Here is a 25189-nt window from a genome sequence, read left to right on the forward strand (position 1 = left end):
AGAACTAATTTACAAACTGCTTGCTGATCGGTAATTTCTGTTGAAGTTCTACTCGAATCACAGTAGATAATTTTTCTCAATTTATTATCTATAACGAAAAGATTGGCATAGATACCTTTGTAGACAGATGATCCATAATATCCCGAAACTGCAATATGCAGCGTAAACTCAATACAACAAACGCCTTAAGCTTTTTGGATTTACTCCATGTCAGATAATTATGCGTTATATCAATATATTGTCGCTGAGATAAAGTTTCTAAATCAGGTATGCTTTTATATCTAACGCCTGGAAGTTGATGTTTCAAACTTTCGAACAATTCTTGAGAAATTTTTGAACTTAAAGCTGCATCGAAAGTATTGGCATTTCCATCGCCCATTTTAGCAGCATCTACAATAGGTGTAACTAGCACTAAACTGTCCAGGTTAATTTTTTTAAATTCTTGCTGAGCAAAAGTGTTTTTGATCAAAAATAGAAGTCCTAAAAGCGTAACTAATCTTAATTTCATGAAATTTGATGAAGTATAATTTCTGTGGCTCCCTTTTTTTCTTCCACATATTTTTTTGCTGCGTTTGCGGCCTGAGCGTTCTTTAAAAAGCTATCAAAAGCATTCAATAGTTCATCTGCTGAAGAAACACTTTTCGCAGCACCAATAGCAATCAAATCTTTCGCTTCCTGAAATTTATCATACTTTGGGCCGAAAATTACTGGTAAGCCAAAAGCTGCAGCTTCCAAAGTATTGTGTATACCAGCTCCGAAACCACCACCGATGTATGCCACCTTGCCATACCGGTATAGCGAAGAAAGCATGCCAATGTTATCAATAATTAAGACTTGCACATTCGCAATCGGAGTATTGCCTGCCTTTAATAGCGACGCTAAAACTGAAAACCGCATGCTTCCATCTGGAAATTGTTTTTCAATACTTTCGATGTGGCTTTCATGAATTTCATGCGGAGCAACAATAAATCTCCAATTTGGATATTTTTCAGGTAAGATAGAGAGTAGTTTTTCATCTTCGGGCCAGGTACTTCCACACACTAAAACAGGCGAATCACCAATAAAATTTTCGATTTCTGGCAAGCTTCGCGGAGTTTGTGCGTTTTCATAAACCCGATCGAATCTCGTATCACCACTGACAACAGTGTTATTTAATCCAATTGAATTGAGCAGAATCTTACTTTCCTCATTTTGAACAAAAAAGTAAGTAACTGATTTAAGAATATTTCGATAAAAGCCACCATACCATTTAAAGAAAGCCTGGCTTGGCCTGAAAATTCCTGAAATTACATATAATGGAATTTTCCGAGTGTTTAATTCTTTGAAATAGAAATGCCAAAATTCATACTTAGTGAAAATTGCCATTTCAGGGTTGATGAGATTTAAAAATCGCTTTGCGTTCTGAGCGGTATCAATCGGAAGGTAAAATACATTAGCCAAGGCATAGTTTTTTCTGATTTCGTATCCAGAAGGGGAAAAAAAAGTAACCACTATTTTTTTTTCAGGGTAAACCGCTTTAAATTTCTCTAAAACAGGTCTGCCTTGTTCAAATTCGCCAAGTGATGCAAAATGGAACCATATGTGTTTTTGGTTCGAATCGACCTGATTTTTGATGTCTTGAAATAGGTTTTTCCGCCCGTTTATAAATAATTTCGCCTTGTTGTTAAATAGCGCAAAAATCGAAATAATTAAATTGTAAAGCCTAATTCCTAATATGTAAAGCAAAAGCATTGTTGTAATTTCCTATCTTCGTGGCCAAGATAAAACGAATATATTTAAAAAGCTTAAAAATATATGAAGATAGCCGTTATTGGTACCGGATATGTAGGATTAGTGACCGGAACATGTTTAGCAGAAACAGGAAACGACGTAATATGTGTAGACATTAATGAGCAAAAGGTACAAAAAATGCAAAATGGTGAGGTTCCCATTTACGAGCCTGGTTTAGATTTATTGTTTCATAGAAATATTAAACAAGGAAGATTAACTTTCACTACTGTTCTTGCAGATGCCATCAAAGACGCCCAAATTATTTTTATGGCTTTACCAACGCCTCCAGGCGGCGATGGCGCCGCAGACCTTTCTTATATATTGGGAGCAGCAAAGGATATTTCAAAACTGATTACAGAATATAAAATTATCGTTAATAAATCGACAGTTCCGGTTGGAACTGCTGATAAAGTAAAAGCGGTATTTGCGGAAAACACCACAGTTGAAGTTGATGTGGTTTCCAATCCCGAATTTTTGAGGGAAGGGGTTGCAGTTGATGATTTCATGAAACCTGACCGTGTGGTTTTAGGTACAAAAAGTGAAAGAGCTAAAAAATTAATGACCGAGCTTTATGGGCCATATGTTCGCCAGGGAAACCCGATCTTATTTATGGATGAGCGCTCTTCTGAATTGACGAAATATGCGGCGAATTCATTTTTGGCTACCAAAATCACCTTCATGAATGAAATTGCTAACCTTTGTGAACTGGTGGGCGCCGATGTTGATGCCGTGAGAAAAGGTATTGGTTCAGATGAACGGATCGGCAAACGTTTCTTGTTCCCTGGTGTAGGTTATGGCGGTTCGTGTTTTCCAAAAGACGTTCAGGCGTTAGTAAGATCATCTGATGATTATGCTTACGACTTCCAGATTCTGAAATCGGTAATGGAAGTGAATGAGCGTCAAAAAACCATTCTGGTAGATAAAGTATTAAAATATTTCAAAAACGATATTAAAGGCAAACACTTTGCACTTTGGGGCTTGGCATTCAAGCCAGAAACAGATGATATTCGCGAGGCGCCAGCTTTATATATTATTGATGCTTTGCTGGCAAACGGTGCTACGGTTACCGTATTCGATCCTGAAGCCATGAGTAACGTTAGAATTACTATAGGCGATAAGGTAAACTATGCGAAAAACCAATATGAGGCTTTAGAAAATGCTGATGCATTGCTGATTGCCACTGAATGGTCGGTTTTCAGGAACCCGGATTTTGATAAAATTGAAGTGGCGTTAAAAAATAAAGTGGTTTTTGATGGGCGTAATTTGTACGATTTGCAAAAAATGATCGATCTTGGCTATTATTATAATAGCATAGGAAGAAAACTGATAGATTAAGATGGGGAAAAAGAGAATTTTAATTACCGGTGCGGCTGGATTTTTAGGGTCACATTTATGCGATCGCTTCGTAAAAGAAGGCTTTCATGTCATTGGAATGGACAACCTCATTACCGGCGATATGGCCAATATTGAACATCTTTTTAAATTGGAGAATTTTGAATTCTACAATCATGATGTTTCTAAATTTGTTCATATTCCGGGTAAGTTGCATTATATATTGCACTTCGCTTCACCTGCAAGCCCAATAGATTATCTTAAAATTCCAATTCAAACTTTAAAGGTTGGTTCATTAGGAACACACAATTTGTTAGGGTTGGCAAGGAATAAAAATGCGAGGATGCTTATTGCTTCTACTTCTGAAGTTTATGGCGATCCGAATGTTAACCCGCAACCCGAAGAATATTGGGGGAATGTAAATCCGGTTGGGCCTCGCGGTGTTTACGATGAAGCGAAACGTTTTCAGGAAGCCATCACCATGGCTTACCATACGTTTCACGGAGTAGAAACCAGGATTGTGCGAATTTTTAATACCTATGGTCCGAGGATGCGCCTGAATGATGGGCGTGTTTTACCGGCATTTATCGGGCAAGCCTTAAGAGGCGAAGACCTGACAATTTTCGGAGACGGTAGTCAAACACGGTCTTTTTGTTATGTGGATGACCTCATCGAAGGGATTTATCGTTTACTGATGAGTGATTATGCTCAACCGGTAAACATTGGTAATCCTGATGAAATTACCATTCAACAATTCTGCGAGGAAATTATCAAACTTACCGGAACATCTCAAAAAATCGTGTATAAGGAACTGCCTCAGGATGATCCGAAACAAAGAAGACCTGACATTACCAAAGCAAGAGCAATTTTGGGCTGGGAACCAAAAGTGGGTAGAGCAGAGGGGTTAAAAATTACCTACGAATATTTCAAGTCGCTACCGCCAGAAGCTTTAGCGAAAATCGATCATAAGGATTTTACCACATTTAACCGTTAAGATGTCAAAAATATTAGTTACCGGCGGAACTGGATATATTGGTTCGCATACCGTTGTTGAATTGCATAATGCAGGTTACGAAGTTATCATTGTTGATAATCTATCCAATTCGAACATTAAAATTTTAACTCAATTACATGCCATTACTGGTAAGTGGTTCGATTTTGTTGAACTTGATCTTCAGGATGATAAGTCTGTACAGGATTTTGCTGAAAATAATACCGATATAACAGGAATTATTCATTTTGCAGCTTCAAAAGCGGTTGGCGAATCGGTTGAGAAACCATTGAAATATTATAAAAACAATTTCTACGGACTGATTAACCTATTGACTTCGTTCAACAAAGAAATTGATTTTGTATTTTCATCTTCATGCACTGTTTATGGTCAGCCAGATAGTTTGCCTGTTACCGAAGCTGCTCCAGTTAAAAAAGCAGAATCGCCTTATGGAAATACCAAACAAATTGCAGAAGAAATTTTAGCAGAAACAGCCGCAGTTACGCCAGATTTAAATGTCATCGCTCTGCGTTACTTTAACCCTGTTGGTGCACATGAAACGGCATTAATTGGAGAATTACCGAATGGTGTTCCGGCAAATCTTGTTCCTTTCATTACACAATCAGCCATTGGTAAACGTGGTCCTATTACAGTATATGGCGATGATTATGAAACGCCTGATGGCTCAGCCATTAGAGATTATATTCACGTAGTTGATTTAGCTAAAGCACACGTTGCTGCTATAAAACGGTTAGAAGAAGGAAAGGCAAATTCTAATTATGAAGTCTTCAATATTGGAACAGGAAGGGGTTCTTCCGTTTTAGAAATTATTTCTGCCTTTGAAAGTGTAACTGGTGAAAAACTCGACTATAAAATTGGCCCAAGAAGAGCAGGAGATATTGTTCAGATATTTGGAGATGTTCAGAAATCAAACAATGAACTGGGATGGAAGGCTAATCTCGATATTAATGAAATGATGCGCTCTGCCTGGGAGTGGGAAAAATACATTAAGGCTAACCCTTTTTAAATGAAATTATCCGAGCACAAAGATTTAAAAACAGCTATCACAGATTTGCCGATCAAAGAAAAAGATAAGCTTTTACTTCGATTGGTGGCTAAAGATAAAGTGCTCACAGAACATCTTCACTACAAACTTTTGGAAGATGAACTGGATCTGGAAGACCGGAAAGAAAAAATTAAAACCGATGTGACGGAACAGATTGCTGATCTTAAAAAGCTTAACGCAAAAGAGGCTTTGGTAAAGGTTAGGAAGATGATCACATCGGTTAACCATTTTTATAAGGTTACGAAAGATCCTTTCGGAGAAGTTGAATTGAAGTTATTTATTCTGAATATTGTTCCTTTCGAGTATCGGAAGTCAATTTTTGGGTATCGGGACTACATGATTCTGTTTTCCGTGTACTACATTAAAACAGTGGCTGTTACCATTAATAAGTATGAAAAATTGCATGAAGATTTGCAGTTTGATCTTGGCGAAAGCTTAAATAATTTGCTCGATAAAATCTATTCTTCTAAATTAGCCCCATCAGCCGAGGCAGCAAATTTGCCCAAAGAAATAAATTAAGCTATACCCATTAAGATGTTCGGATTATTTAAAAAGAAGAAAATTGTACCCGAATTTAACTTCTCAAATATTGGAACAGATATGCATTCTCATATTATTCCGGGGATAGATGATGGCGCTCAAACGATAAATGATTCGATCGCTTTAGCGAAAAAATTTAAGGCCTTGGGCTTTAAAAAGTTAATTGCTACGCCGCATATCATGGCAGATTATTTCCGGAATACACCTGATTCGATTCATCGGGCACTTGATGTATTGAGAAAGGGACTGCAAGAAATTCAGTTAGATTTAGAAGTTGATGCTGCCGCTGAATATTATCTAGATGAAACTTTAGAAAGAAAAGTTAAGCAAAAAGAGATTCTAAGTTTTGGAAGCAACTATTTGCTTTTTGAATTATCGTACATCAATGCCCCTCAAAATCTGTATGATATCATAAAATTGATGCAAGATTCAGGCTATAAACCTGTTTTGGCTCATCCGGAACGGTATCCTTATTATTATGGATCTTTTGAAAGTTACCATCAAATCCGCGAAACTGGTTGTTTGCTACAGATGAATTCTATTGCCTTAACAGGTTATTATGGTTCGGGCGCTAAGAAAGTTGCAGAGGAAATGGTCGAGAATCATTTAGTAGATTTCATTGGCAGCGATATGCATCACCTCAAACATGCAGCAGCGCTTGAAGATAGTTTGTCAACGCCGTTAATGCAGCGTTTGCTTAGTCAGCATCAACTAAATAATGTTTTAATCTAACTTTCTAAAAAGAAGATACATTCATCATAACTTAAAAACTAATGATGATTAAGCGTCAATTCACTATTCGTATCTCAACGCTTCAACTGGATCCAATTTCGATGCTTTCTTAGCAGGATAGTATCCAGAAATAATGCCTACCAAAACGCATAGGGCAAAACCGCCAATAATAAAAAACCATGGTATAATAAATGCGCCACCCATGGCCAGCGAAATGATGTTCCCAAGCACAATTCCTAAAAATATCCCTAAAACACCACCCATTAAACAAATTACCACCGCTTCAATTAAGAACTGACGGCGAATTACCTGAGGGTTGGCACCAATCGCTTTTCTAATTCCAATTTCTCTGGTGCGTTCTGTTACACTTACCAGCATAATATTCATTAACCCGATTGATGCGCCTAATAAAGTAATAATCCCGATGGCTACGCCACCTATAGCAACGAAGGCCAGGTTTTCAAATAATGTTTGTGCAATAGCATCACTTTTAGTAATTTCAAAATTATTCCCTTCACCAATCTTTACCTTACGGATATTTCTGAACAAGGCCGTAGATTCACCAATTACATTTTCCTGATCATTATTATCGGGAACCATAACGGTAATGGTATAAGAAGGATTGGCATTGGCATTAATTTGTTTGGCCTTCAATAAAGGCACATAAACAGCTCTATCGCCACTAAAACCCATGCTCGATCCTTTTTTAGCTAAAACACCAACAATTTTAAAGCGGTTGTTCCCTACATTAATTAACTTATCCATAGGGTCAGAATCTTTAAAGAGCCTTTCTACCACTTCTCCTCCAACAATACAAACATTGCTTCCTAACGATACTTCTGAGAGTCCAAAATTTCTTCCCTGAGATAAGCTCAAGCCTTGCGAAGCCAGGCCGTTTTCATCAATTCCCTGAACGTTAATATTTGGATTGGTTTTCAAGGTACCATATTTTACCGTGGAGCCTCCACTGGCGAAAACACTAACCGCAACTGTAGCCGGAGCATTTAAACTATCCTTGAATTTAACCGCATCTTCATACCGGATAGATTTGAAGGGTTTAGGCCTTTTTCCGTTACCGATTCTAATTCCCGTGCCACGATTTCTAATGGTAAAAGAGTTAGCGCCCATGCTGCTAAAAGCATCGGTCATACTTTTCTTTACTGCATCAAGCGTGGTTAAAATACCAACCAAGGCCATTAAACCTATTGCAATAATCAATGCGGTAAGCATGGTGCGCAAGCGATTGCCTTTGATGGATTCTAATGCCAGTCTGATGTTTTCTCTGTAATTCATTTAGTATTGCGCTAAGCGTTTGGCTGACAAAGCCTGTAAAAATAAAAAAAGTCCCGACGTTTAGACATCGGGACTGTACTTTATGTTACAATTATATTTTATTTATGCCGAGAAACTTGTTCCGCAACCACAGGTGCTGGTTGCATTTGGATTAACAAAAGTAAAACCACGAGAGTTTAAGCCATCTTGCCAATCGATCATCATGCCCATTAAATACATTTGATGCGCTTTGTTCATAAATACCTTAATTCCATCTATAAAAAATTCCTGATCGCCTTCCTTTTTTTGATCGAAGCCTAAAACGTAATTCATGCCAGCACATCCTCCACCTTCAACGCCAACGCGTAAGCCGTAATCCTCACTAATTTCCTGCTGATCCTTTAATTTATATAACTCTTTTGCTGCGCCTTCTGAAAAAGTAACTGGTGCAAATGATGTGTCAACTGTTGTGCTCATGTTATTTAAATTTTATCTATTACAAACTTAGATAAATTGCTTTTATATATATAATAATTAACATCATAAAAAAGCAATTTATCGTTCTCTGCTCTGCCATTGAGAATATGTATTCATAGAGGAAATATAAATAATAATGCACATTTTTGCTTTTAACGGATAGTTAATATTACCGTATTTAAACAATAGCATGAATATTCAACAAGTTTTAACAGATGTAGTGATTTTGTTCGCAGGCATCTTTCTGGCCCTGATGGCGGTTTACTATATACTGAAGACCGATATACAACGTTTTTTTAACCTCAAAGATATTGAACTTAATAAAGAGAACCGAACACATATTTTGCCGTTGCGGTTACAAGCACACGAACGATTGATCATTTTTACAGACCGTATCAATCCTGCCAATTTGCTGGTGCGCCTGCATCAACAAGGAATTGGCATCGGGGCCTTGCAAGCTGGCATTCTCAATGAAGTACGCTCTGAATACCAACATAACATTACCCAACAACTTTATATAGATAGCGTTACCTGGAATGTTGTACGCAAACTTAAAGATGATACCATTGCCATGATCAATAACGCAGTACAGGGCTTGCCTGCTGATTCAAATGGAATTGAATTGAGCAAGGCAATTTTGCAGCATATGGCAAGCATCGACGAAAATCCATACGATTTAACTATTGAACTGATCAAAAAAGATATTCAGAAAATGTTTTAAATCTAGCATCATTGATGAATGGCTATATTGATTTACGGAAAGGCATTCATGTGTTTCCTATGCTTTGATCAGCTAATTAGTTACTCATGAACAATCACCATTGAACTAACCTTATGAGCGATAATAAACATACCACCACATCGGGCATCAATATTAAAGAAATTTATACTTCGGCAAAGCCGATGGATGAAGTGCCCGGTCAGTTTCCCTTTACCCGCGGAATTCAGAAGGATATGTATCGTGGAAGGCTTTGGACAATGCGGCAGTACGCAGGGTTTTCAACTGCCGAAGAATCTAATAGGCGTTATCATTATTTGTTGGCGCAGGGAACAACTGGCTTGTCTGTAGCTTTTGATTTGCCAACCCAAATTGGTTTCGATTCTGATCATGACATGGCCGATGGGGAAGTGGGGAAAGTAGGTGTAGCCATTGATTCATTAAAAGACATCGAGATACTTTTTGATGGAATTGAATTAAAGAATATCACCACTTCCATGACGATCAATGCTACGGCTTCCATTTTATTGGCGATGTATATTGCCTTGGCTAAAAAACAGGGGGCAGATTTAAAACAGATTTCCGGGACGATTCAAAATGATATTTTGAAAGAATATGCTGCAAGAGGAACTTACATTTATCCTCCTAAGCCATCAATGCGGCTAATAACCGATATTTTTGAATTTTGCAGCCGTGAAGTTCCAAAATGGAATACCATTTCCATTTCTGGCTATCATATCCGTGAAGCAGGATCTTCTGCGGTACAGGAATTGGCTTTTACCTTAGCTAACGGAAAAACCTACTTAAAAGCGGCCCTTGATAAGGGTTTGGATATTAATATTTTTGCAAAGCGATTATCGTTTTTCTTTAACTGCCACAATAATTTCTTTGAAGAGATTGCCAAATTTAGGGCGGCCAGGAGGATGTGGGCAAAAATTACAAAAGAACTTGGCGCCACCGATGAAAAAGCACAAATGCTGCGTTTTCACACTCAAACCGGTGGGTCTACACTCACTGCTCAGCAACCTTTAAATAATGTGATCAGAGTAACCAACCAAGCAATGGCTGCCGTATTAGGTGGAACCCAATCGCTGCATACCAATGGTTATGATGAGGCATTATCGCTTCCTACTGAAGCTGCCGCGAAAATCGCATTACGTACCCAACAAATTATTGCGTTCGAAAGTGGGGTCACAGACACAGTAGATCCACTGGCGGGTTCATTCTTTGTTGAGAATTTAACAGATGAAGTTGAGGCTGCCGCCTGGACATATATAGATAAGATAGATGCAATGGGTGGCTCTGTAAATGCCATTGAAAGCGATTATATGCAAAACGAAATTGCCAGTGCTGCTTATCAATATCAAAAGGAAATTGAAACCGGTGAACGAATCTCTGTTGGGGTAAATAAGTTTACACAAACCGAGGAAGGTTTGACAGAAGTTTTCAATATCGATGATTCCATTCGTATCCTTCAAACGGAGAAACTTCACCAACTCAAATCACAAAGGAATAATACCGAAGTGAAAGAATCGTTAAAAGCTTTGGAACATGCTGCTTTAGGAAATGAGAACCTCATGCCCTTTATAATTGATGCAGTAGAGAAGTATGCAACATTAGGCGAAATTTCGGATGTAATGCGAAAAGTTTTCGGCGAATACTAGCCATAAGATTACTGCGTTCTTCTTTATTATGTTGATCATCCACAGAAAAATTATTTGGGCAATTTTGAATACAATGTGCGGAAGCAGTGGAAATATTACCACAGTTTTTTTTCGGTAAGGGGGATGGGAATTACATCTGCCTTTAAGGTTTAAAACAATAGCTTTGATAATCAGCTTTTTGAGATTTTAAATATCGATAATCAGTGCAAAAAACCTTGCTGATCGTGCTCGTGGCTTAGAATTTGCTTTTCTGAGCTGATTTGAAATGATGTTTGAATACTGACGCTACATGAGCGGGAATGTGGATAAATGATGTTAATAAATAGTTATCAACACAAAAAATTGAGGTTAAGCAAGCTACCCTATTCCTTATCAGTACGTTACGATTTATTTGAAATTTTTGTTTAAAATGTTGATAATTTTCTCAATATTCGTAGTCCCGAAACGGACCATCCTATTATATCGAATCGGCACTGAAAACCAATAAATTATAGAAATCGCAATGGAAAAAACTTGTACAGAAGTGTGGAAGAACTGTCTTCAAATTATTAAGGATAACATCCCGAACCAAAGTTTCAAAACTTGGTTCGAGCCAATCACAGCCCTTAAATTGGAAGGTAAGGTTTTAACCATACAAGTGCCAAGTTTGTTCTTTTACGAATGGCTTGAAGAACATTATGTAGGCTTGCTACGTAAAACTGTAAAAAAGCAACTTGGAGAGGATGGCAGGTTGGAATACAATATCGTTGTTGATAAATCATCAAACAGCGGTAATCCTTATACTACCAATATGCCATCCAATGGAAATGGGGCAGAGGCAAAAGTGCAATCGATGCCAATTCCTGTTTCAATTAATAAGGATATTAAGAATCCATTCATCATTCCCGGATTAAAAAAATTAAATGTTGACCCTCAACTAAATGCAAATTACACTTTTGAAAATTACATTGAAGGAGATTGTAACCGTTTAGCCCGTTCTGCAGGTTATGCCGTTGCTGCCAAACCAGGTGGAACTTCATTTAATCCACTGATGATTTATGGCGGTGTTGGCTTAGGAAAAACACACCTGGCACAAGCTATTGGAAACGAAATTAAACGTAGCATGCCAGATAAACTGGTGATTTATGTGAGTTGTGAAAAATTTTGCCAGCAGTTTGTAGATTCATTAAAGAATAACACCATTAACGATTTCGTTAATTTTTACCAGGCAATGGATGTGATCATCATGGATGATGTACACAATTTTGCCGGTAAGGAAAAAACTCAGGATATTTTCTTCCACATTTTTAATCACTTACACCAATCTGGTAAGCAGGTAATCTTAACATCAGACAAAGCACCAAAAGATTTAGCGGGTTTAGAAGAGCGTTTATTAAGTCGTTTCAAATGGGGGCTTTCTGCTGACTTGCAGATTCCTGATTTAGAAACACGTATTGCAATTTTAAGAAAGAAAATGTACGCCGATGGTATTGAGTTACCTGGTGAAGTGGTAGAGTATGTTGCGCATAACATTGACAACAACGTTCGTGAGCTGGAAGGTGCTATGGTATCTTTGCTTGCGCAAGCAACCTTGAATAAGAAAGAGATCGATTTAGCGTTAGCTAAACAAATGTTAAAGAACTTTATCAAAAATACCTCTAAAGAAATTTCAATGGAATATATCCAGAAATTGGTTTGTGAGTATTTTGAAGTTCCGGTTGATATGGTTAAATCACAAACTCGTAAACGCGAAATTGTTCAGGCTCGTCAAATTTCAATGTACCTGTCGAAAAGCCATACTAAATCTTCATTGAAAACAATTGGCGCTTTCTTTGGTGGTCGAGATCACAGTACGGTGATATATGCATGCCAAACGGTAGAGGATTTAATTGATACAGATAAGAAATTCAAGGCTTACGTTCATGATATTCAAAAGAAATTGAAAATGAGCTAATTAAGGTCTTCGGTAAAAGATTTAGGGTTTAAAGACCCCTAATTTTATGTCGATTCCTGAAAAACAAAAAGTCCTGATTTGAAGTTCAAATCAGGACTTTTTGTTTAAGCATTAAACGTAGGCTAAAAAACATTTAATTTATTACTGCGCATTTTGTTCCAATGCGGCAAGGCCATAATGCAGTGCGGCAACGTGTATACATTGGGCTATCTTGTTTTCTTTAAGTAGTTGTTTCACTTCATCAATAGTATATTCTTCTACATTTAAAATTTCATGCTCATCTAAATGTTGTTCGTGAGTTTTAATTCCGCCAGTTAGAAGATAAGTATAGGTTTTATTATTTGCCGTTGCGGGATTCGGGTAAAGTTCAGCTATAAGTTTACACGTCTTAAAAGTATAGCCTGTTTCTTCCTGCAGTTCTCGTTTTACACCAGCTTCCGGACCTTCATCACCATCAATCACACCGCCGGGAACTTCCAAAGAAACAATGTCTGCCGCATGGCGATACTGACGAACCAGAATCAACTTTCCTTCTTCAGTTAAGGCGATTGCAGTTGCCCAATCTGGATATTCCAATACGAAATAGTCATCCTTAACAGTACCGTTCGGCAACTTTACCTCATCCACTCTTAGGGTAGCCCATCTCTCTTTTACTAAATATTTAGAAGCAAGTCTTTGCCACTTTTCTATCATCATGTCTTTTTGATTTTTTAATCCGAATTAAAGGTATTGTTGAATGGTTTCCTGTCGATGAAAATTCACCAGATGAACGATTTTATGTTTTTCAGAAAGGAATTGATAGATAGAATTTAATTTAGGTGCAATCAGTTTATTTCTCTCGGCATTAATTCCTAACTCATAATATAAAAATTCGCTCAATGAATCTAATTTTTCAGGAGAAAGATTGGAGGATTCCAGCCAGGCATTAAAAGAAGCTAAATTACTACTTTCTAATACCTCAATAGGTAAGGAAAAGTTACTAATCATGGTTTCATTAAACATGATCTGAGCATCTTCTAACTTACCTTCCAGTTTTAAACCCATAATTCTGGCTAAAACTTCGGCTAGTTTTTGTATTTCGGCAGTGATTAAATCTTTCCTATACATAGTTGTTTTAATGTTAAATATTGAAAAGTTGGAAATTTGTTGTAACAAGCTGATTTTAAATTTTCCAACTTACGGACTACGGACTACGGACTACGGACTACGGACTATAACTAAAGCTACCAGCTTCCGCTCGATCCGCCACCACCAAAACTTCCGCCACCAAAACCGCCAAATCCTCCGCCACCTCCGGAAGAACCTCCACCGAAGCCACCGCTTCCCCAGCTGTTTCCGCCACGGCCACCACCGCTTCCGAACAACATAGCCCAGAATAGGGCATTCGAAGCGCCACGTCCGCCAATCACTTCACTGCCACCTCCGCCACCGCCTTTTCTCATAATAATGATGATTACCACCACGATGATAATAATTACCGCAACACTGCCAATGCCGCCTTTCTTACCTGATGGGGAAACTCTGGGCTTATCATTTTTATATTCACCTTTTGTATATTTAATGATTTCAGTTGTTGCTTGATCAAGTCCGGCATAATAATCTCCATTTCTGAAGTTGGGTTTAATGTCCTCGTCAATAATGCGTTTGGCATAAACATCTGGCAATGCACCTTCCACACCATAACCCGTTTGGATCGATATTTTCCGATCTCCAACGGCTACAACAATCATTATTCCGTTGTTTTTGCCACTTTGGCCAACACCCCATTTTCTGCCCAGTTCAACAGCATACTCATTAATGTCGTAATCACCAACCGATTTTAATATGGCAATAGAAATTTGTGTAGATGATGAATCATCAAATGCTACCAGTTTTTTTTCGAGCATTGCTCTTTGTTCGATTGATAGTGCCCCTGAATAATCATTAACCAAAGTGGATGGTTTTTCAGGAAAATCCTGAGCAAATGCAAAAGAGAATATTAAGCTGAAGAAAGATAAAAGGAATAATTTTTTCATTTGCTTATTTTTTTTCTTGATGATCCATGTAAACAATATCATTCGGCAATTCATTAATATCGCCCATTTGGGGCGGGAAATACAAGGCTAATTTTTCACCAGCGAGTGCAACTCCTGCAATAATTCCTTCAGCTAAATCGCCTTTGGCAAAATGTGCGGTCATTGCAATTTTGGTAGTTTCCCAAAAATCTTCTGGCACTAATCTGTTAATTCCCAAATCACCAATAATCGCGAATTTATGATCTGCATGTGCAAGATAAATTAAAACACCATTTCTTTGCGATGTTTTATCCATGTCCAGTTGACCAAAATATTCCGTTGCCCTTTCAAATGGATCAACTTTACAATGTTTATCTATTGCTATTCTTATCTCACCTGATGTAGCTTTTTCAGCATTGGCAATTGCAGCAGCTATTTTATCTTGTTCTAAATCTGAAAATAACGACATGTCTATTTTTTATAAGAAGTAAAAAGGGTAATGCCCGTTTATTGATGAAACAGGCACTACCCTTAAATATGTAAGTTCAATAATTAAAATTCTACTTTTGGTGCATCTTTAGCTGTTGCATCAGCTTCAAAATAGCCCTTAGGTTTAAATCCGAACATTCCGGCTGTTAAATTTGTTGGGAAAGATCTTATTTTGCCGTTATATTGCTGCACTGCATCGTTGAAATCTTTTCGGGCAACGGTAATTCTATTTTCAGTGCTTTCTAACTGAGCTGATAAATCGCTAAATTGTTGAGTTGCTCTTAACTCAGGATAATTTTCCGTAATAGATAATAGTTTTCCTAAAGCCTGACTTAATTGTCCTTGTGCTGCTTGATATTTCTGGATGTTTTCTGGTGTTAAATCATCAGCATTCACCGTCATTTGTGTCGCTTTTGCACGGGCCTCAGTTACAGCAGTTAAAGTTCCCTGCTCAAATTTGGCCGCACCTTTAACCGTTGCTACTAAGTTTGGAATCAAATCTGCTCTTCTCTGATATTGGGTTTGTACTGTTCCCCATTTCGATTTTACATTTTCATCTAGGCTTACCATGCTGTTATATCCGCATGAACTTAATGTGCTTACTGCAATTACAGCAGCAATAATTCCAAATACTAATCTTTTCATTTTTATGATTTTTGTGTTTTGTTCAAAATTAAATTTATTCAATTTACAAATTAGATATCAAATTGCATGCCTTTGTTACATTTCATTAAAATAACTGACAGATTGTGTAAAAATCAATTGTTATAAACGCTAATGAAGATATGCCGATTCATTATTATCTTTGCATTAATTCGGGATAAAAACCCGACGAACAACATGCAAAAAGATCTTGAAATTACGCTGCTCCCTCATCAGGTTGAGCAACCAGAAATAATCAAAGCTAAATTAGCCGAGGGCTTATCCATTCAAGAAAACCGTATCAAATCTTTCGAAGTTTTAAAACGCTCAATTGATGCCCGATCCCGAAAAGTGATTTTTCGCCTACAGGTAAAAGTTTTCATCGATGAGGAGCCAAACATTGAAATACAGGTTATAAACTACCAAAATGTCAGTAACGCTAAACCAGTACTAATTATCGGTGCTGGTCCTGCAGGTTTGTTTGCGGCGTTGCAGTGTATCGAAAATGGATTAAAACCTATTATTATAGAAAGAGGTAAAGATGTAAAACAACGTCGCCGAGATCTGGCAGCCATCAACAAACAGGGTTTAGTTAATACAGAATCCAATTATTGTTATGGAGAGGGCGGAGCAGGCACTTACTCCGATGGAAAACTCTATACCCGATCAAATAAACGGGGCGATATCAATAAGGTATTACAAGTATTTGTAGATCATGGTGCCGAGAAAGATATCATTATTGATGCCCGACCACATATTGGTACCAATAAATTGCCGCATATTATCACTTCTATTAAAGAAACAATACTGAATGCTGGCGGCGAAGTAATGTTCGATACGCAAATGACAGATATTATTACCGAATTCGGTAAAGTAAAAGGTATTGAAATTAATTTTGAAGATAAACTTTTTGTTGATCATATCATTCTTGCTACAGGCCATTCGGCAAGAGATGTTTATGAGTTATTGCATAAAAAAAATATTTTAATCGAAGCGAAGCCATTTGCACTAGGTGTAAGGATAGAACATCCGCAGGAAATTATCGACTCCGCACAATATCACTGTGATATCCGCTCTGAATTTTTGCCTCCTGCCTATTATAGTTTGGTGGAACAAGTTGGTGCCCGTGGTGTGTTCTCATTTTGTATGTGTCCGGGGGGAATCATCGCACCTTGTGCCACCGGCGAAAACGAAATTGTGGTCAACGGCTGGTCACCATCAAAACGTAATAATCCATTTGCCAATTCTGGTACAGTGGTTCAGGTAACGCTAGATGATGTTCAGGGTTACGATCCGCTAAGAATGTTAAATTTCCAATCCGAAATAGAAAAATTAGCTTTCGAGGCTGGTGGCGGTAATTTAGTTGCTCCCGCACAGCGGATGATAGATTTTGTAAACAACAAGTTATCAATAGATCTCCCGAAAAATTCCTATCTGCCGGGAACCAAAAGTGTCATGCTTGATAATATTCTGCCAGAATTTGTTTCAAAAAGCCTGAAAGCCGCTTTGCCTTTATTTGGTAAAAAGATACGGGGTTACTATACAAATGAGGCACTTTTGGTAGGGGTAGAAAGTAGAACTTCTTCACCAGTTCGCATCCCTCGTGATAAAGAAACCTTTCAGCATCCACAAATTAAAGGACTTTATCCTTGTGCAGAAGGCGCTGGCTACGCAGGCGGAATTGTCTCTGCAGCTATTGATGGAATTAACTGCGCCAACGCAATCTTAAATGCATCTTAAAAACTTTATATTGCTAGGCTTGTTGTTAAAATATGCTTAATATCACAAAGGAAATTCAAAAAGCCTTCAATGGCGATGCATGGCATGGAAATCATGTGATGCAAACTTTGAACAATGTTAAAGTTGAAAATGCATTTGAGCATTTCATTCCAAATGCGCATTCCATAGCTGAAATCGCACTTCACCTAACCTCATGGACTGAAGAAGTTACCTCAAGGCTGATGCATAATGTTGCATCCGAACCGGTAAGAGGCGATTGGCCAACTCCTGAAAGTAAAACACCACAAGCATGGGAGAAAATCATCTTCGATTTTAAGGTAGCTAATGAAGAGCTGATCAGGCATTCTATTGAAATTAAGGATAATCAGTGGGATGACAAGATCATTGGCGAAATAAACCCGGCATTAGCATCTGGCCTTACCTACGCAGAGTTGTTAAATGGTTTAGCGCAACACCATGCTTATCATTCCGGACAAATCGCATTGTTATCTAAATTTTAAAAAGAAAAAAGATGAAAAAGACATTAATCATTGGTGCATCTCCCGATCCCTCAAGATATTCCTACAAAGCAGCCTACATGTTAAAGCGTTTTAATCACGAAATCGTGAATGTTGGCATTAAAAAGGGCGAAGTTGCAGGTGTTGAAATCGAAAAACCAATAGAAATTCATCAAGATATTGATACCATTACCTTATATATAGGTCCGGCGCTTCAGCCTCAATACCATAATTATATTTTAGATACCAAGCCTAAAAGAGTTATTTTCAATCCTGGAACCGAAAACTATGAGCTCGAAAAGCTTTTAGATCAGCATGATATTGAACCAATCCGTGCCTGTACACTAGTTTTATTGAGTACTGGTCAGTATTAATTATTTGGAAAGCACTGCAACTGCAACTATATAAGTATCGTCCCGCCCTTTGTTCCAAATCCTCGCTCGTACCTCGCTGCGGGTTTTCCACTTCGGTCGGGTTTAGGTGGCGCAGCCATTGCCTGGAACAAACGGCCAATCGCTTAGCATAAACAAGCCAATCATCTTGAACTTGTATTTCTCTATATGTTTCAAAATTAGCCTATTCGGAGCCGAAAACGCATTCCCCAATAATATCTTCTCCATCTAAACCCTCCGATTCAGCCCAGGCAACCTGATAAAACCAATAAAGACTTCGAAAAGTTTTACCCCTTCAATATTTTTTTTTCTTTGATAAACAGCATTTTATCTAGGGCTGAGGAATAAAAGGCATTACACTATTTGTGTATTGTGGAATTTTTTCTACTTTTGCAACCCGCTCCGGAGGAGAGGGGTTATGATGAAAGTATGGGTCTGGGGGATGTGAGGTAGGAAAAAGCCAATAATTTATTTCAAATTAAATTTGCGGGGATGAAAAAGATCGTTACCTTTGCAGCCCGGTTCGGAAGAACGGGAAGCTGGTTGAAACCGGTGGTATTGAAAAGCGGGAAGGAAAAACAAACAACGAAAAAATAAAATTTATTTTATTTGGAAGTTAGAAAAAGATCCTTACCTTTGCACTCCCAACTGAAAGGAAGGGAAAACAAAAAAGATCAAGTGGCGGATGCCACAGCGATTAACAAACAAAGATTGAAACTGGTGAAAACACAGGATGGACGACAAAGACCATCTGGAACCAAAACCAGCAGATATATAAAGGCGACCGTGAGGTTTTAGCCGATTAAGTTCTTACAAGAGATGTCAATGATGCGTAGTGGGGTAATGAAGTACGAATTCAAGTACAGAGTTCCTTATTACATTTTAAAGTCAATGTCTAACAGACAAATTAAAAAGAAGACTATTTTTAACGATAGTTAAAACTGGTCAGAATCTTACAACACATTTTACAATGGAGAGTTTGATCCTGGCTCAGGATGAACGCTAGCGGCAGGCCTAATACATGCAAGTCGAGGGGTAGAAGAGGCTTGCTTCTTTGAGACCGGCGCACGGGTGCGTAACGCGTATGCAACCTACCTTCATCTGGGGGATAGCCCGGAGAAATCCGGATTAATACCGCATAAAATCACAGGATGGCATTATCCAATGATCAAACATTTATGGGATGGAGATGGGCATGCGTGTCATTAGCTAGTTGGCGGGGTAACGGCCCACCAAGGCGACGATGACTAGGGGATCTGAGAGGATGGCCCCCCACACTGGTACTGAGACACGGACCAGACTCCTACGGGAGGCAGCAGTAAGGAATATTGGTCAATGGAGGCAACTCTGAACCAGCCATGCCGCGTGCAGGAAGACTGCCCTATGGGTTGTAAACTGCTTTTATTCGGGAATAAACCTTATTACGTGTAATAAGCTGAATGTACCGAAGGAATAAGGATCGGCTAACTCCGTGCCAGCAGCCGCGGTAATACGGAGGATCCAAGCGTTATCCGGATTTATTGGGTTTAAAGGGTGCGTAGGCGGCCTGTTAAGTCAGGGGTGAAAGACGGTAGCTCAACTATCGCAGTGCCCTTGATACTGATGGGCTTGAATGGACTAGAGGTAGGCGGAATGAGACAAGTAGCGGTGAAATGCATAGATATGTCTCAGAACACCGATTGCGAAGGCAGCTTACTATGGTCTTATTGACGCTGAGGCACGAAAGCGTGGGGATCAAACAGGATTAGATACCCTGGTAGTCCACGCCCTAAACGATGAACACTCGCTGTTGGCGATACACAGTCAGCGGCTAAGCGAAAGCGTTAAGTGTTCCACCTGGGGAGTACGCTCGCAAGAGTGAAACTCAAAGGAATTGACGGGGGCCCGCACAAGCGGAGGAGCATGTGGTTTAATTCGATGATACGCGAGGAACCTTACCCGGGCTTGAAAGTTAGTGAATGATCTAGAGATAGATCAGTGAGCAATCACACGAAACTAGGTGCTGCATGGCTGTCGTCAGCTCGTGCCGTGAGGTGTTGGGTTAAGTCCCGCAACGAGCGCAACCCCTATGTTTAGTTGCCAGCACGTTAAGGTGGGGACTCTAAACAGACTGCCTGTGCAAACAGAGAGGAAGGAGGGGACGACGTCAAGTCATCATGGCCCTTACGTCCGGGGCTACACACGTGCTACAATGGATGGTACAGAGGGCAGCTACATAGCAATATGATGCGAATCTCACAAAGCCATTCACAGTTCGGATTGGGGTCTGCAACTCGACCCCATGAAGTTGGATTCGCTAGTAATCGCGTATCAGCAATGACGCGGTGAATACGTTCCCGGGCCTTGTACACACCGCCCGTCAAGCCATGGAAGTTGGGGGTACCTAAAGTATGTAACCGAAAGGAGCGTCCTAGGGTAAAACCGATAACTGGGGCTAAGTCGTAACAAGGTAGCCGTACCGGAAGGTGCGGCTGGAATACCTCCTTTCTGGAGTAGAGTTGACTACTCACTGCGCAACATGATATTTCGATAAAGTAAAAAAGTTATAAGTTGAGAGTTATAAGTTGAGAGTTGTAGGATATAAGTTGAAAGACATATACCAAACAATTAACATCGAAACAACGGATCAACAAAAAGAAGAAACACCCAGAAGAAATGACGGTTGTCCTTAACCATAGGGTCATCGGAACGAAAGCTAGGTAGCAAATGGAGCGGTAGCGGTAATATACTAACTGCAACACAGCGACCATACAGCACAGTCCCGTAGCTCAGCCTGGTTAGAGCACTACACTGATAATGTAGGGGTCTCCAGTTCAAATCTGGACGGGACTACTTTAATAATCCTGGGGGATTAGCTCAGCTGGCTAGAGCGCCTGCCTTGCACGCAGGAGGTCAACGGTTCGACTCCGTTATTCTCCACATTTAAGCTGCAAAGCTTAAAGACCAAAGCAGAAAGCTTTTAAAACACACAAAAGACTATCACCGGGATCGGTGACCATCATTGACAGATTGAAAGAAAAGAAGAGAAACGCCAAAGGGGCACATGAAACGGTTCGAGACCGCAGTTTTTGACTAATAAGGAATAAGCTATAGGCTTAGGTTGGGGCACATTAAACCCTGAACCTTTATACCCTCAGCCTTATACCTTAATAAAGTTCTTTGACATATTGGAAGAAGTTAAAAAAGAAGAGCAAACAACAATAGGCGACTGTTGTGTTTGTGCTCACCATTCAGATGAGTAATCAGATGACTGGTATGAGACATCATAACAAGAGCAAAAAAAGCATACCATATGGCGCAAAAGGCATATGAGTAGAAGAAAGTAATAAAGAGTACACGGGGGATGCCTTGGCTCTCAGAGGCGATGAAGGACGTGATAAGCTGCGATAAGCTTCGGGTATTTGCAAATAGGAATTGATCCGAAGATTTCCGAATGGGGCAACCCGGCTGGTTGAAGACCAGTCACATATAATGAGCAAACCTGCCGAACTGAAACATCTAAGTAAGCAGAGGAAGAGAAAATAACAATGATTTCCTGAGTAGTGGCGAGCGAAAGGGAAAGAGCCCAAACCATCCATGTTACGGCATAGGTGGGGTTGTAGGACTGCAACGTGGCATTAGCAAACAGAAGTGGAACGGGATGGGAAGCCCGGCGATACAAGGTGATAGCCCTGTACACGTATAGAATGCTAGTCTAGCAGTATCCTGAGTACCGCGAGGTCGGAGACGCCTTGTGGGAATCTGCCGGCACCATCCGGTAAGGCTAAATACTCCTGAGAGACCGATAGTGAACCAGTACCGTGAGGGAAAGGTGAAAAGAACCCCGAACAGGGGAGTGAAATAGAACCTGAAACCGTGTACTTACAAGCGGTCGGAGCTGGCAGGTCCAGTGACGGCGTGCCTTTTGCATAATGAGCCTACGAGTTACTCCTCTCTGGCAAGGTTAAGTGTTTAAGGCACGGATCCGAAGCGAAAGCGAGTCTGAATAGGGCGTATAGTCAGAGGGGGTAGACGCGAAACCTTGTGATCTACCCATGGACAGGTTGAAGGTGCGGTAACACGTACTGGAGGACCGAACCGATAAACGTTGAAAAGTTTCCGGATGATCTGTGGGTAGGGGTGAAAGGCTAATCAAACTGGGAAATAGCTCGTACTCCCCGAAATGTTTTTAGGAACAGCGTGGATATTAAGTTTCATAGAGGTAGAGCTACTGATTGGGTGCGGGGGAGTCAAATCCTACCAAATCCAGACAAACTCCGAATGCTATGAAATATGATCTGCAGTGAGGCGCAGGGTGCTAAGGTCATGCGCCGAGAGGGAAAGAACCCAGACCATCAGCTAAGGTCCCCAAGTTACAGTTAAGTTGAACTAACGAGGTCCGATTGCACAGACAGCTAGGATGTTGGCTTGGAAGCAGCCATTCATTTAAAGAGTGCGTAACAGCTCACTAGTCGAGCGATCGGGCATGGATAATAAACGGGCATTAAATTGTACACCGAAGCTATGGGATTGAAATATATCGGTAGGGGAGCATTCTATCGGCAGTGAAGGTATCTGGTAATGGGTGCTGGAGCTTATAGAAAAGCAAATGTAGGCATAAGTAACGATAAGGCGGGAGAGAAACCCGCCCACCGAAAGGATAAGGTTTCCTGATCAACGCTAATCGGATCAGGGTTAGTCGGGACCTAAGGAGAACCCGAAGGGGAAATTCGATGGACAACTGGTTAATATTCCAGTACTTTTTATAACTGCGATGTGGGGACGGAGTAGTGACACTGCCGCGATCTGACGGAATAGATCGTTAAAGGCTGTAGGTATTAGAACGGTAGGCAAATCCGCCGATCTAGCTGAACGCTGATAGTACCGCGAGGCTTCGGCTGAGTGGATAGTGCAGGTAATCAGACTTCCAAGAAAAACCGCTAAGCTTCAGGTTATAAAAACCCGTACCGCAAACCGACACAGGTATCCGGGAAGAGGATTCTAAGGTGCTCGAGTGAATCATGGCTAAGGAACTCGGCAAAATGGCCCTGTAACTTCGGGAGAAGGGGCGCTGGCAGCAATGTCAGCCGCAGTGAAAAGGCCCAGGCGACTGTTTAACAAAAACACATGGCTTTGCAAAATCGAAAGATGAAGTATAAGGCCTGACACCTGCCCGGTGCTGGAAGGTTAAGAGGGGATGTCATCCGCAAGGAGAAGCATTGAATCGAAGCCCCAGTAAACGGCGGCCGTAACTATAACGGTCCTAAGGTAGCGAAATTCCTTGTCGGGTAAGTTCCGACCTGCACGAATGGTGTAACGATCTGGGCGCTGTCTCAGCCATGAGCTCGGTGAAATTGTGGTCCCGGTGAAGACGCCGGGTACCCGCAACGGGACGGAAAGACCCCATGCACCTTCACTACAATTTAACATTGACATTGGGCACAGGATGTGTAGGATAGGTGGGAGGCTTTGAAGCGGCGTCGCTAGGCGTCGTGGAGCCAACGTTGAAATACCACCCTTTCTGTGTTCGGTGTCTAATCCCGCCAAGCGGGAGACATTGTTTGATGGGTAGTTTGACTGGGGTGGTCGCCTCCAAAAAGGTAACGGAGGCTTTCAAAGGTAAGCTCAGTACGCTTGGTAACCGTACGCGGAGTGCAATAGCATAAGCTTGCTTGACTGTGAGACATACAGGTCGATCAGGGTCGAAAGACGGATATAGTGATCCGGTGGTTCTGCATGGAAGGGCCATCGCTCAAAGGATAAAAGGTACGCTGGGGATAACAGGCTGATCTCCCCCAAGAGCTCATATCGACGGGGAGGTTTGGCACCTCGATGTCGGCTCGTCACATCCTGGGGCTGGAGAAGGTCCCAAGGGTTCGGCTGTTCGCCGATTAAAGTGGCACGCGAGCTGGGTTCAGAACGTCGCGAGACAGTTCGGTCCCTATCTGTTGTGGGCGTAGGAATTTTGAGTGGGGCTGACCTTAGTACGAGAGGACCGGGTTGGACTAGCCTCTAGTGAATCTGTTGTTCCGCCAGGGGCATTGCAGAGTAGCTACGCTGGGAATAGATAAGCGCTGAAAGCATCTAAGTGCGAAACTAGCCACGAGATGAGAATTCCATATAGGACCGTAGAAGACTACTACGTTGATAGGCTACAGATGTAAAGCTGGCGACAGCACAGTCGAGTAGTACTAATCATCCGAAGCTTTCAAAGCAAACAGACTGTTGTTTGTTCTTCAAAACTTAACTTCTTTCAATAATATGTCATGTTGAAGTTTAAAGTAAAAAGTATAAAGTCAAAAGGCTTACAACTTACAACTTATAACTTACAACTTTAAAATATTTAGGTGCCTATATCGGTGGTGTCCACCTCTTCCCATTCCGAACAGAGAAGTTAAGCCCACCAGAGCCGATGGTACTGCGGTAACACGTGGGAGAGTAGGTCGGTGCCAAATCTTAAAGAAGCCCTGTAACTGAAAGTTGCAGGGCTTTCTTGTTTATAAACCTTCCCATCTCGATTTCATTACAAATAGCTGCCACCTAAACCTGATGGTACGGAAATCCTTTTTGGAGTACAAAACCTTCAGGTATGTAGCGAATTTCCCCAAAAAGATTGGAGGGACAGCAGGACTGGAACTAAATATTCAGCACTGCTGGGGCTTTAAAAGTTTTAATTGAACTAAAATTTTTTCATAAGCCAATCAGAATAATATAGTTGAATATTACTACCATTTTCTTTATAATTAATTATTAAATTAACTAAATATGTAGTTTTAATCTCGTTTTACTGAATTTCTCGTGATAATTTTTGTTTTTTATTTGAATTAGCTGATATATTTTGGATTTCTATTAAAAATTTGACTGTATTTGTCCTTTAACTATTTAATTTTTAATGTAAAATTTGTTTTACATGGCAATAACCTCTATTTTTGTCGCATTAATCATTAATTAATCTAAACAA

20 protein-coding genes, 2 tRNA genes and 3 rRNA genes are annotated in these 25189 nt (G+C 40.1%); 16 read left to right on the forward strand and 9 right to left on the reverse strand.

What is annotated here, in order from left to right:
* Positions 1-88: 88 nt before the first annotated feature.
* Positions 89-508: a hypothetical protein gene (locus EA772_RS09155; protein WP_124912648.1), complete on the reverse strand. Its 420-nt coding sequence runs from the start codon at positions 506-508 to the stop codon at positions 89-91.
* Positions 505-1731 carry a 3-deoxy-D-manno-octulosonic acid transferase gene (locus EA772_RS09160; RefSeq protein ID WP_124912650.1) on the reverse strand — a complete coding sequence of 409 codons (1227 nt, stop codon included), beginning with the start codon at positions 1729-1731 and terminating at the stop codon, positions 505-507. The genes EA772_RS09155 and EA772_RS09160 overlap by 4 nt, the downstream gene beginning before the upstream one ends.
* A gap of 63 nt (positions 1732-1794) precedes the next feature.
* Between EA772_RS09160 and EA772_RS09165 the strand changes: the two genes are divergently transcribed.
* Genes EA772_RS09165 through EA772_RS09185 form a run of 5 tightly spaced genes read left to right on the forward strand, consistent with a single transcriptional unit; the run spans position 1795 to position 6431 of the window.
* Positions 1795-3105 carry a UDP-glucose/GDP-mannose dehydrogenase family protein gene (locus EA772_RS09165; RefSeq protein ID WP_124912652.1) on the forward strand — a complete coding sequence of 437 codons (1311 nt, stop codon included), beginning with the start codon at positions 1795-1797 and terminating at the stop codon, positions 3103-3105.
* A gap of 1 nt (position 3106) precedes the next feature.
* Positions 3107-4096 (forward strand): UDP-glucuronic acid decarboxylase family protein, encoded by a 990-nt coding sequence (locus EA772_RS09170; RefSeq protein WP_010601375.1) that lies wholly within the window; start codon positions 3107-3109, stop codon positions 4094-4096.
* Between the two features lies 1 nt (position 4097).
* Positions 4098-5120 carry a UDP-glucose 4-epimerase GalE gene (gene galE, locus EA772_RS09175; RefSeq protein ID WP_124912654.1) on the forward strand — a complete coding sequence of 341 codons (1023 nt, stop codon included), beginning with the start codon at positions 4098-4100 and terminating at the stop codon, positions 5118-5120.
* Positions 5121-5678 carry a hypothetical protein gene (locus tag EA772_RS09180; protein WP_124912656.1) on the forward strand — a complete coding sequence of 186 codons (558 nt, stop codon included), beginning with the start codon at positions 5121-5123 and terminating at the stop codon, positions 5676-5678.
* A gap of 15 nt (positions 5679-5693) precedes the next feature.
* On the forward strand, positions 5694-6431 hold the full coding sequence (locus tag EA772_RS09185; RefSeq protein ID WP_010601378.1) for a tyrosine-protein phosphatase: 738 nt from the start codon (positions 5694-5696) through the stop codon (positions 6429-6431).
* 63 nt (positions 6432-6494) lie between these two features.
* Here EA772_RS09185 and EA772_RS09190 read toward each other — a convergent pair whose 3' ends face one another.
* Positions 6495-7724: an ABC transporter permease gene (locus EA772_RS09190; protein ID WP_010601379.1), complete on the reverse strand. Its 1230-nt coding sequence runs from the start codon at positions 7722-7724 to the stop codon at positions 6495-6497.
* Between the two features lie 102 nt (positions 7725-7826).
* On the reverse strand, positions 7827-8180 hold the full coding sequence (locus EA772_RS09195; protein WP_010601380.1) for an iron-sulfur cluster assembly accessory protein: 354 nt from the start codon (positions 8178-8180) through the stop codon (positions 7827-7829).
* 190 nt (positions 8181-8370) lie between these two features.
* Between EA772_RS09195 and EA772_RS09200 the strand changes: the two genes are divergently transcribed.
* The 3 genes from EA772_RS09200 to dnaA all read left to right on the forward strand — a co-directional run bounded on the left by EA772_RS09200 (position 8371) and on the right by dnaA (position 12495).
* Positions 8371-8901, forward strand: a complete 531-nt coding sequence (locus EA772_RS09200) for a hypothetical protein (protein ID WP_010601381.1) — start codon at positions 8371-8373, stop codon at positions 8899-8901.
* A 113-nt stretch (positions 8902-9014) separates the two neighbouring features.
* Positions 9015-10562 carry a methylmalonyl-CoA mutase gene (locus tag EA772_RS09205; protein WP_124912658.1) on the forward strand — a complete coding sequence of 516 codons (1548 nt, stop codon included), beginning with the start codon at positions 9015-9017 and terminating at the stop codon, positions 10560-10562.
* A gap of 502 nt (positions 10563-11064) precedes the next feature.
* Complete coding sequence (gene dnaA / locus EA772_RS09210) at positions 11065-12495, forward strand: chromosomal replication initiator protein DnaA (RefSeq protein ID WP_010601383.1); 1431 nt, start codon at positions 11065-11067, stop codon at positions 12493-12495.
* A 141-nt stretch (positions 12496-12636) separates the two neighbouring features.
* On the opposite strand, the gene EA772_RS09215 is transcribed toward dnaA, so the two are convergent.
* The 5 genes from EA772_RS09215 to EA772_RS09235 form a co-directional block, all read right to left on the reverse strand.
* Positions 12637-13191: an NUDIX hydrolase gene (locus tag EA772_RS09215; protein ID WP_010601384.1), complete on the reverse strand. Its 555-nt coding sequence runs from the start codon at positions 13189-13191 to the stop codon at positions 12637-12639.
* Between the two features lie 24 nt (positions 13192-13215).
* On the reverse strand, positions 13216-13602 hold the full coding sequence (locus EA772_RS09220) for a hypothetical protein (protein ID WP_124912660.1): 387 nt from the start codon (positions 13600-13602) through the stop codon (positions 13216-13218).
* A gap of 116 nt (positions 13603-13718) precedes the next feature.
* Positions 13719-14510 carry a YgcG family protein gene (locus EA772_RS09225; protein WP_010601386.1) on the reverse strand — a complete coding sequence of 264 codons (792 nt, stop codon included), beginning with the start codon at positions 14508-14510 and terminating at the stop codon, positions 13719-13721.
* Positions 14511-14514: 4 nt separating this feature from the next.
* Positions 14515-14958: a TPM domain-containing protein gene (locus EA772_RS09230; RefSeq protein WP_124912662.1), complete on the reverse strand. Its 444-nt coding sequence runs from the start codon at positions 14956-14958 to the stop codon at positions 14515-14517.
* Between the two features lie 83 nt (positions 14959-15041).
* On the reverse strand, positions 15042-15623 hold the full coding sequence (locus EA772_RS09235) for a LemA family protein (protein WP_010601388.1): 582 nt from the start codon (positions 15621-15623) through the stop codon (positions 15042-15044).
* Between the two features lie 195 nt (positions 15624-15818).
* Between EA772_RS09235 and EA772_RS09240 the strand changes: the two genes are divergently transcribed.
* From EA772_RS09240 to rrf, 8 genes are all read left to right on the forward strand, one after another.
* Positions 15819-17360 carry an NAD(P)/FAD-dependent oxidoreductase gene (locus EA772_RS09240; protein ID WP_124912664.1) on the forward strand — a complete coding sequence of 514 codons (1542 nt, stop codon included), beginning with the start codon at positions 15819-15821 and terminating at the stop codon, positions 17358-17360.
* 32 nt (positions 17361-17392) lie between these two features.
* A complete protein-coding gene (locus EA772_RS09245) occupies positions 17393-17860 on the forward strand; it encodes a DinB family protein (RefSeq protein WP_124912666.1) in 468 nt (155 codons plus the stop codon).
* 11 nt (positions 17861-17871) lie between these two features.
* The gene (locus EA772_RS09250) at positions 17872-18231 is read left to right on the forward strand and encodes a CoA-binding protein (protein ID WP_010601391.1); all 360 of its coding nucleotides are present in this window, start codon (positions 17872-17874) and stop codon (positions 18229-18231) included.
* A gap of 985 nt (positions 18232-19216) precedes the next feature.
* Positions 19217-20736 (forward strand): 16S ribosomal RNA (locus EA772_RS09255).
* 270 nt (positions 20737-21006) lie between these two features.
* Positions 21007-21081: transfer RNA gene (locus tag EA772_RS09260), tRNA-Ile, on the forward strand.
* A gap of 13 nt (positions 21082-21094) precedes the next feature.
* Positions 21095-21168: transfer RNA gene (locus tag EA772_RS09265), tRNA-Ala, on the forward strand.
* Positions 21169-21565: 397 nt separating this feature from the next.
* Positions 21566-24442, forward strand: a 23S ribosomal RNA gene (locus tag EA772_RS09270).
* A 129-nt stretch (positions 24443-24571) separates the two neighbouring features.
* Positions 24572-24683: ribosomal RNA gene (gene rrf, locus EA772_RS09275) — 5S ribosomal RNA — on the forward strand.
* Together the 16S, 23S and 5S rRNA genes with 2 tRNA genes alongside form the textbook arrangement of a ribosomal RNA operon.
* Positions 24684-25189: the final 506 nt, after the last annotated feature.

Source organism: Pedobacter sp. G11 (assembly GCF_003860265.1).
In the GTDB taxonomy this organism is placed as follows: Bacteria; Bacteroidota; Bacteroidia; order Sphingobacteriales; family Sphingobacteriaceae; genus Pedobacter; species Pedobacter agri.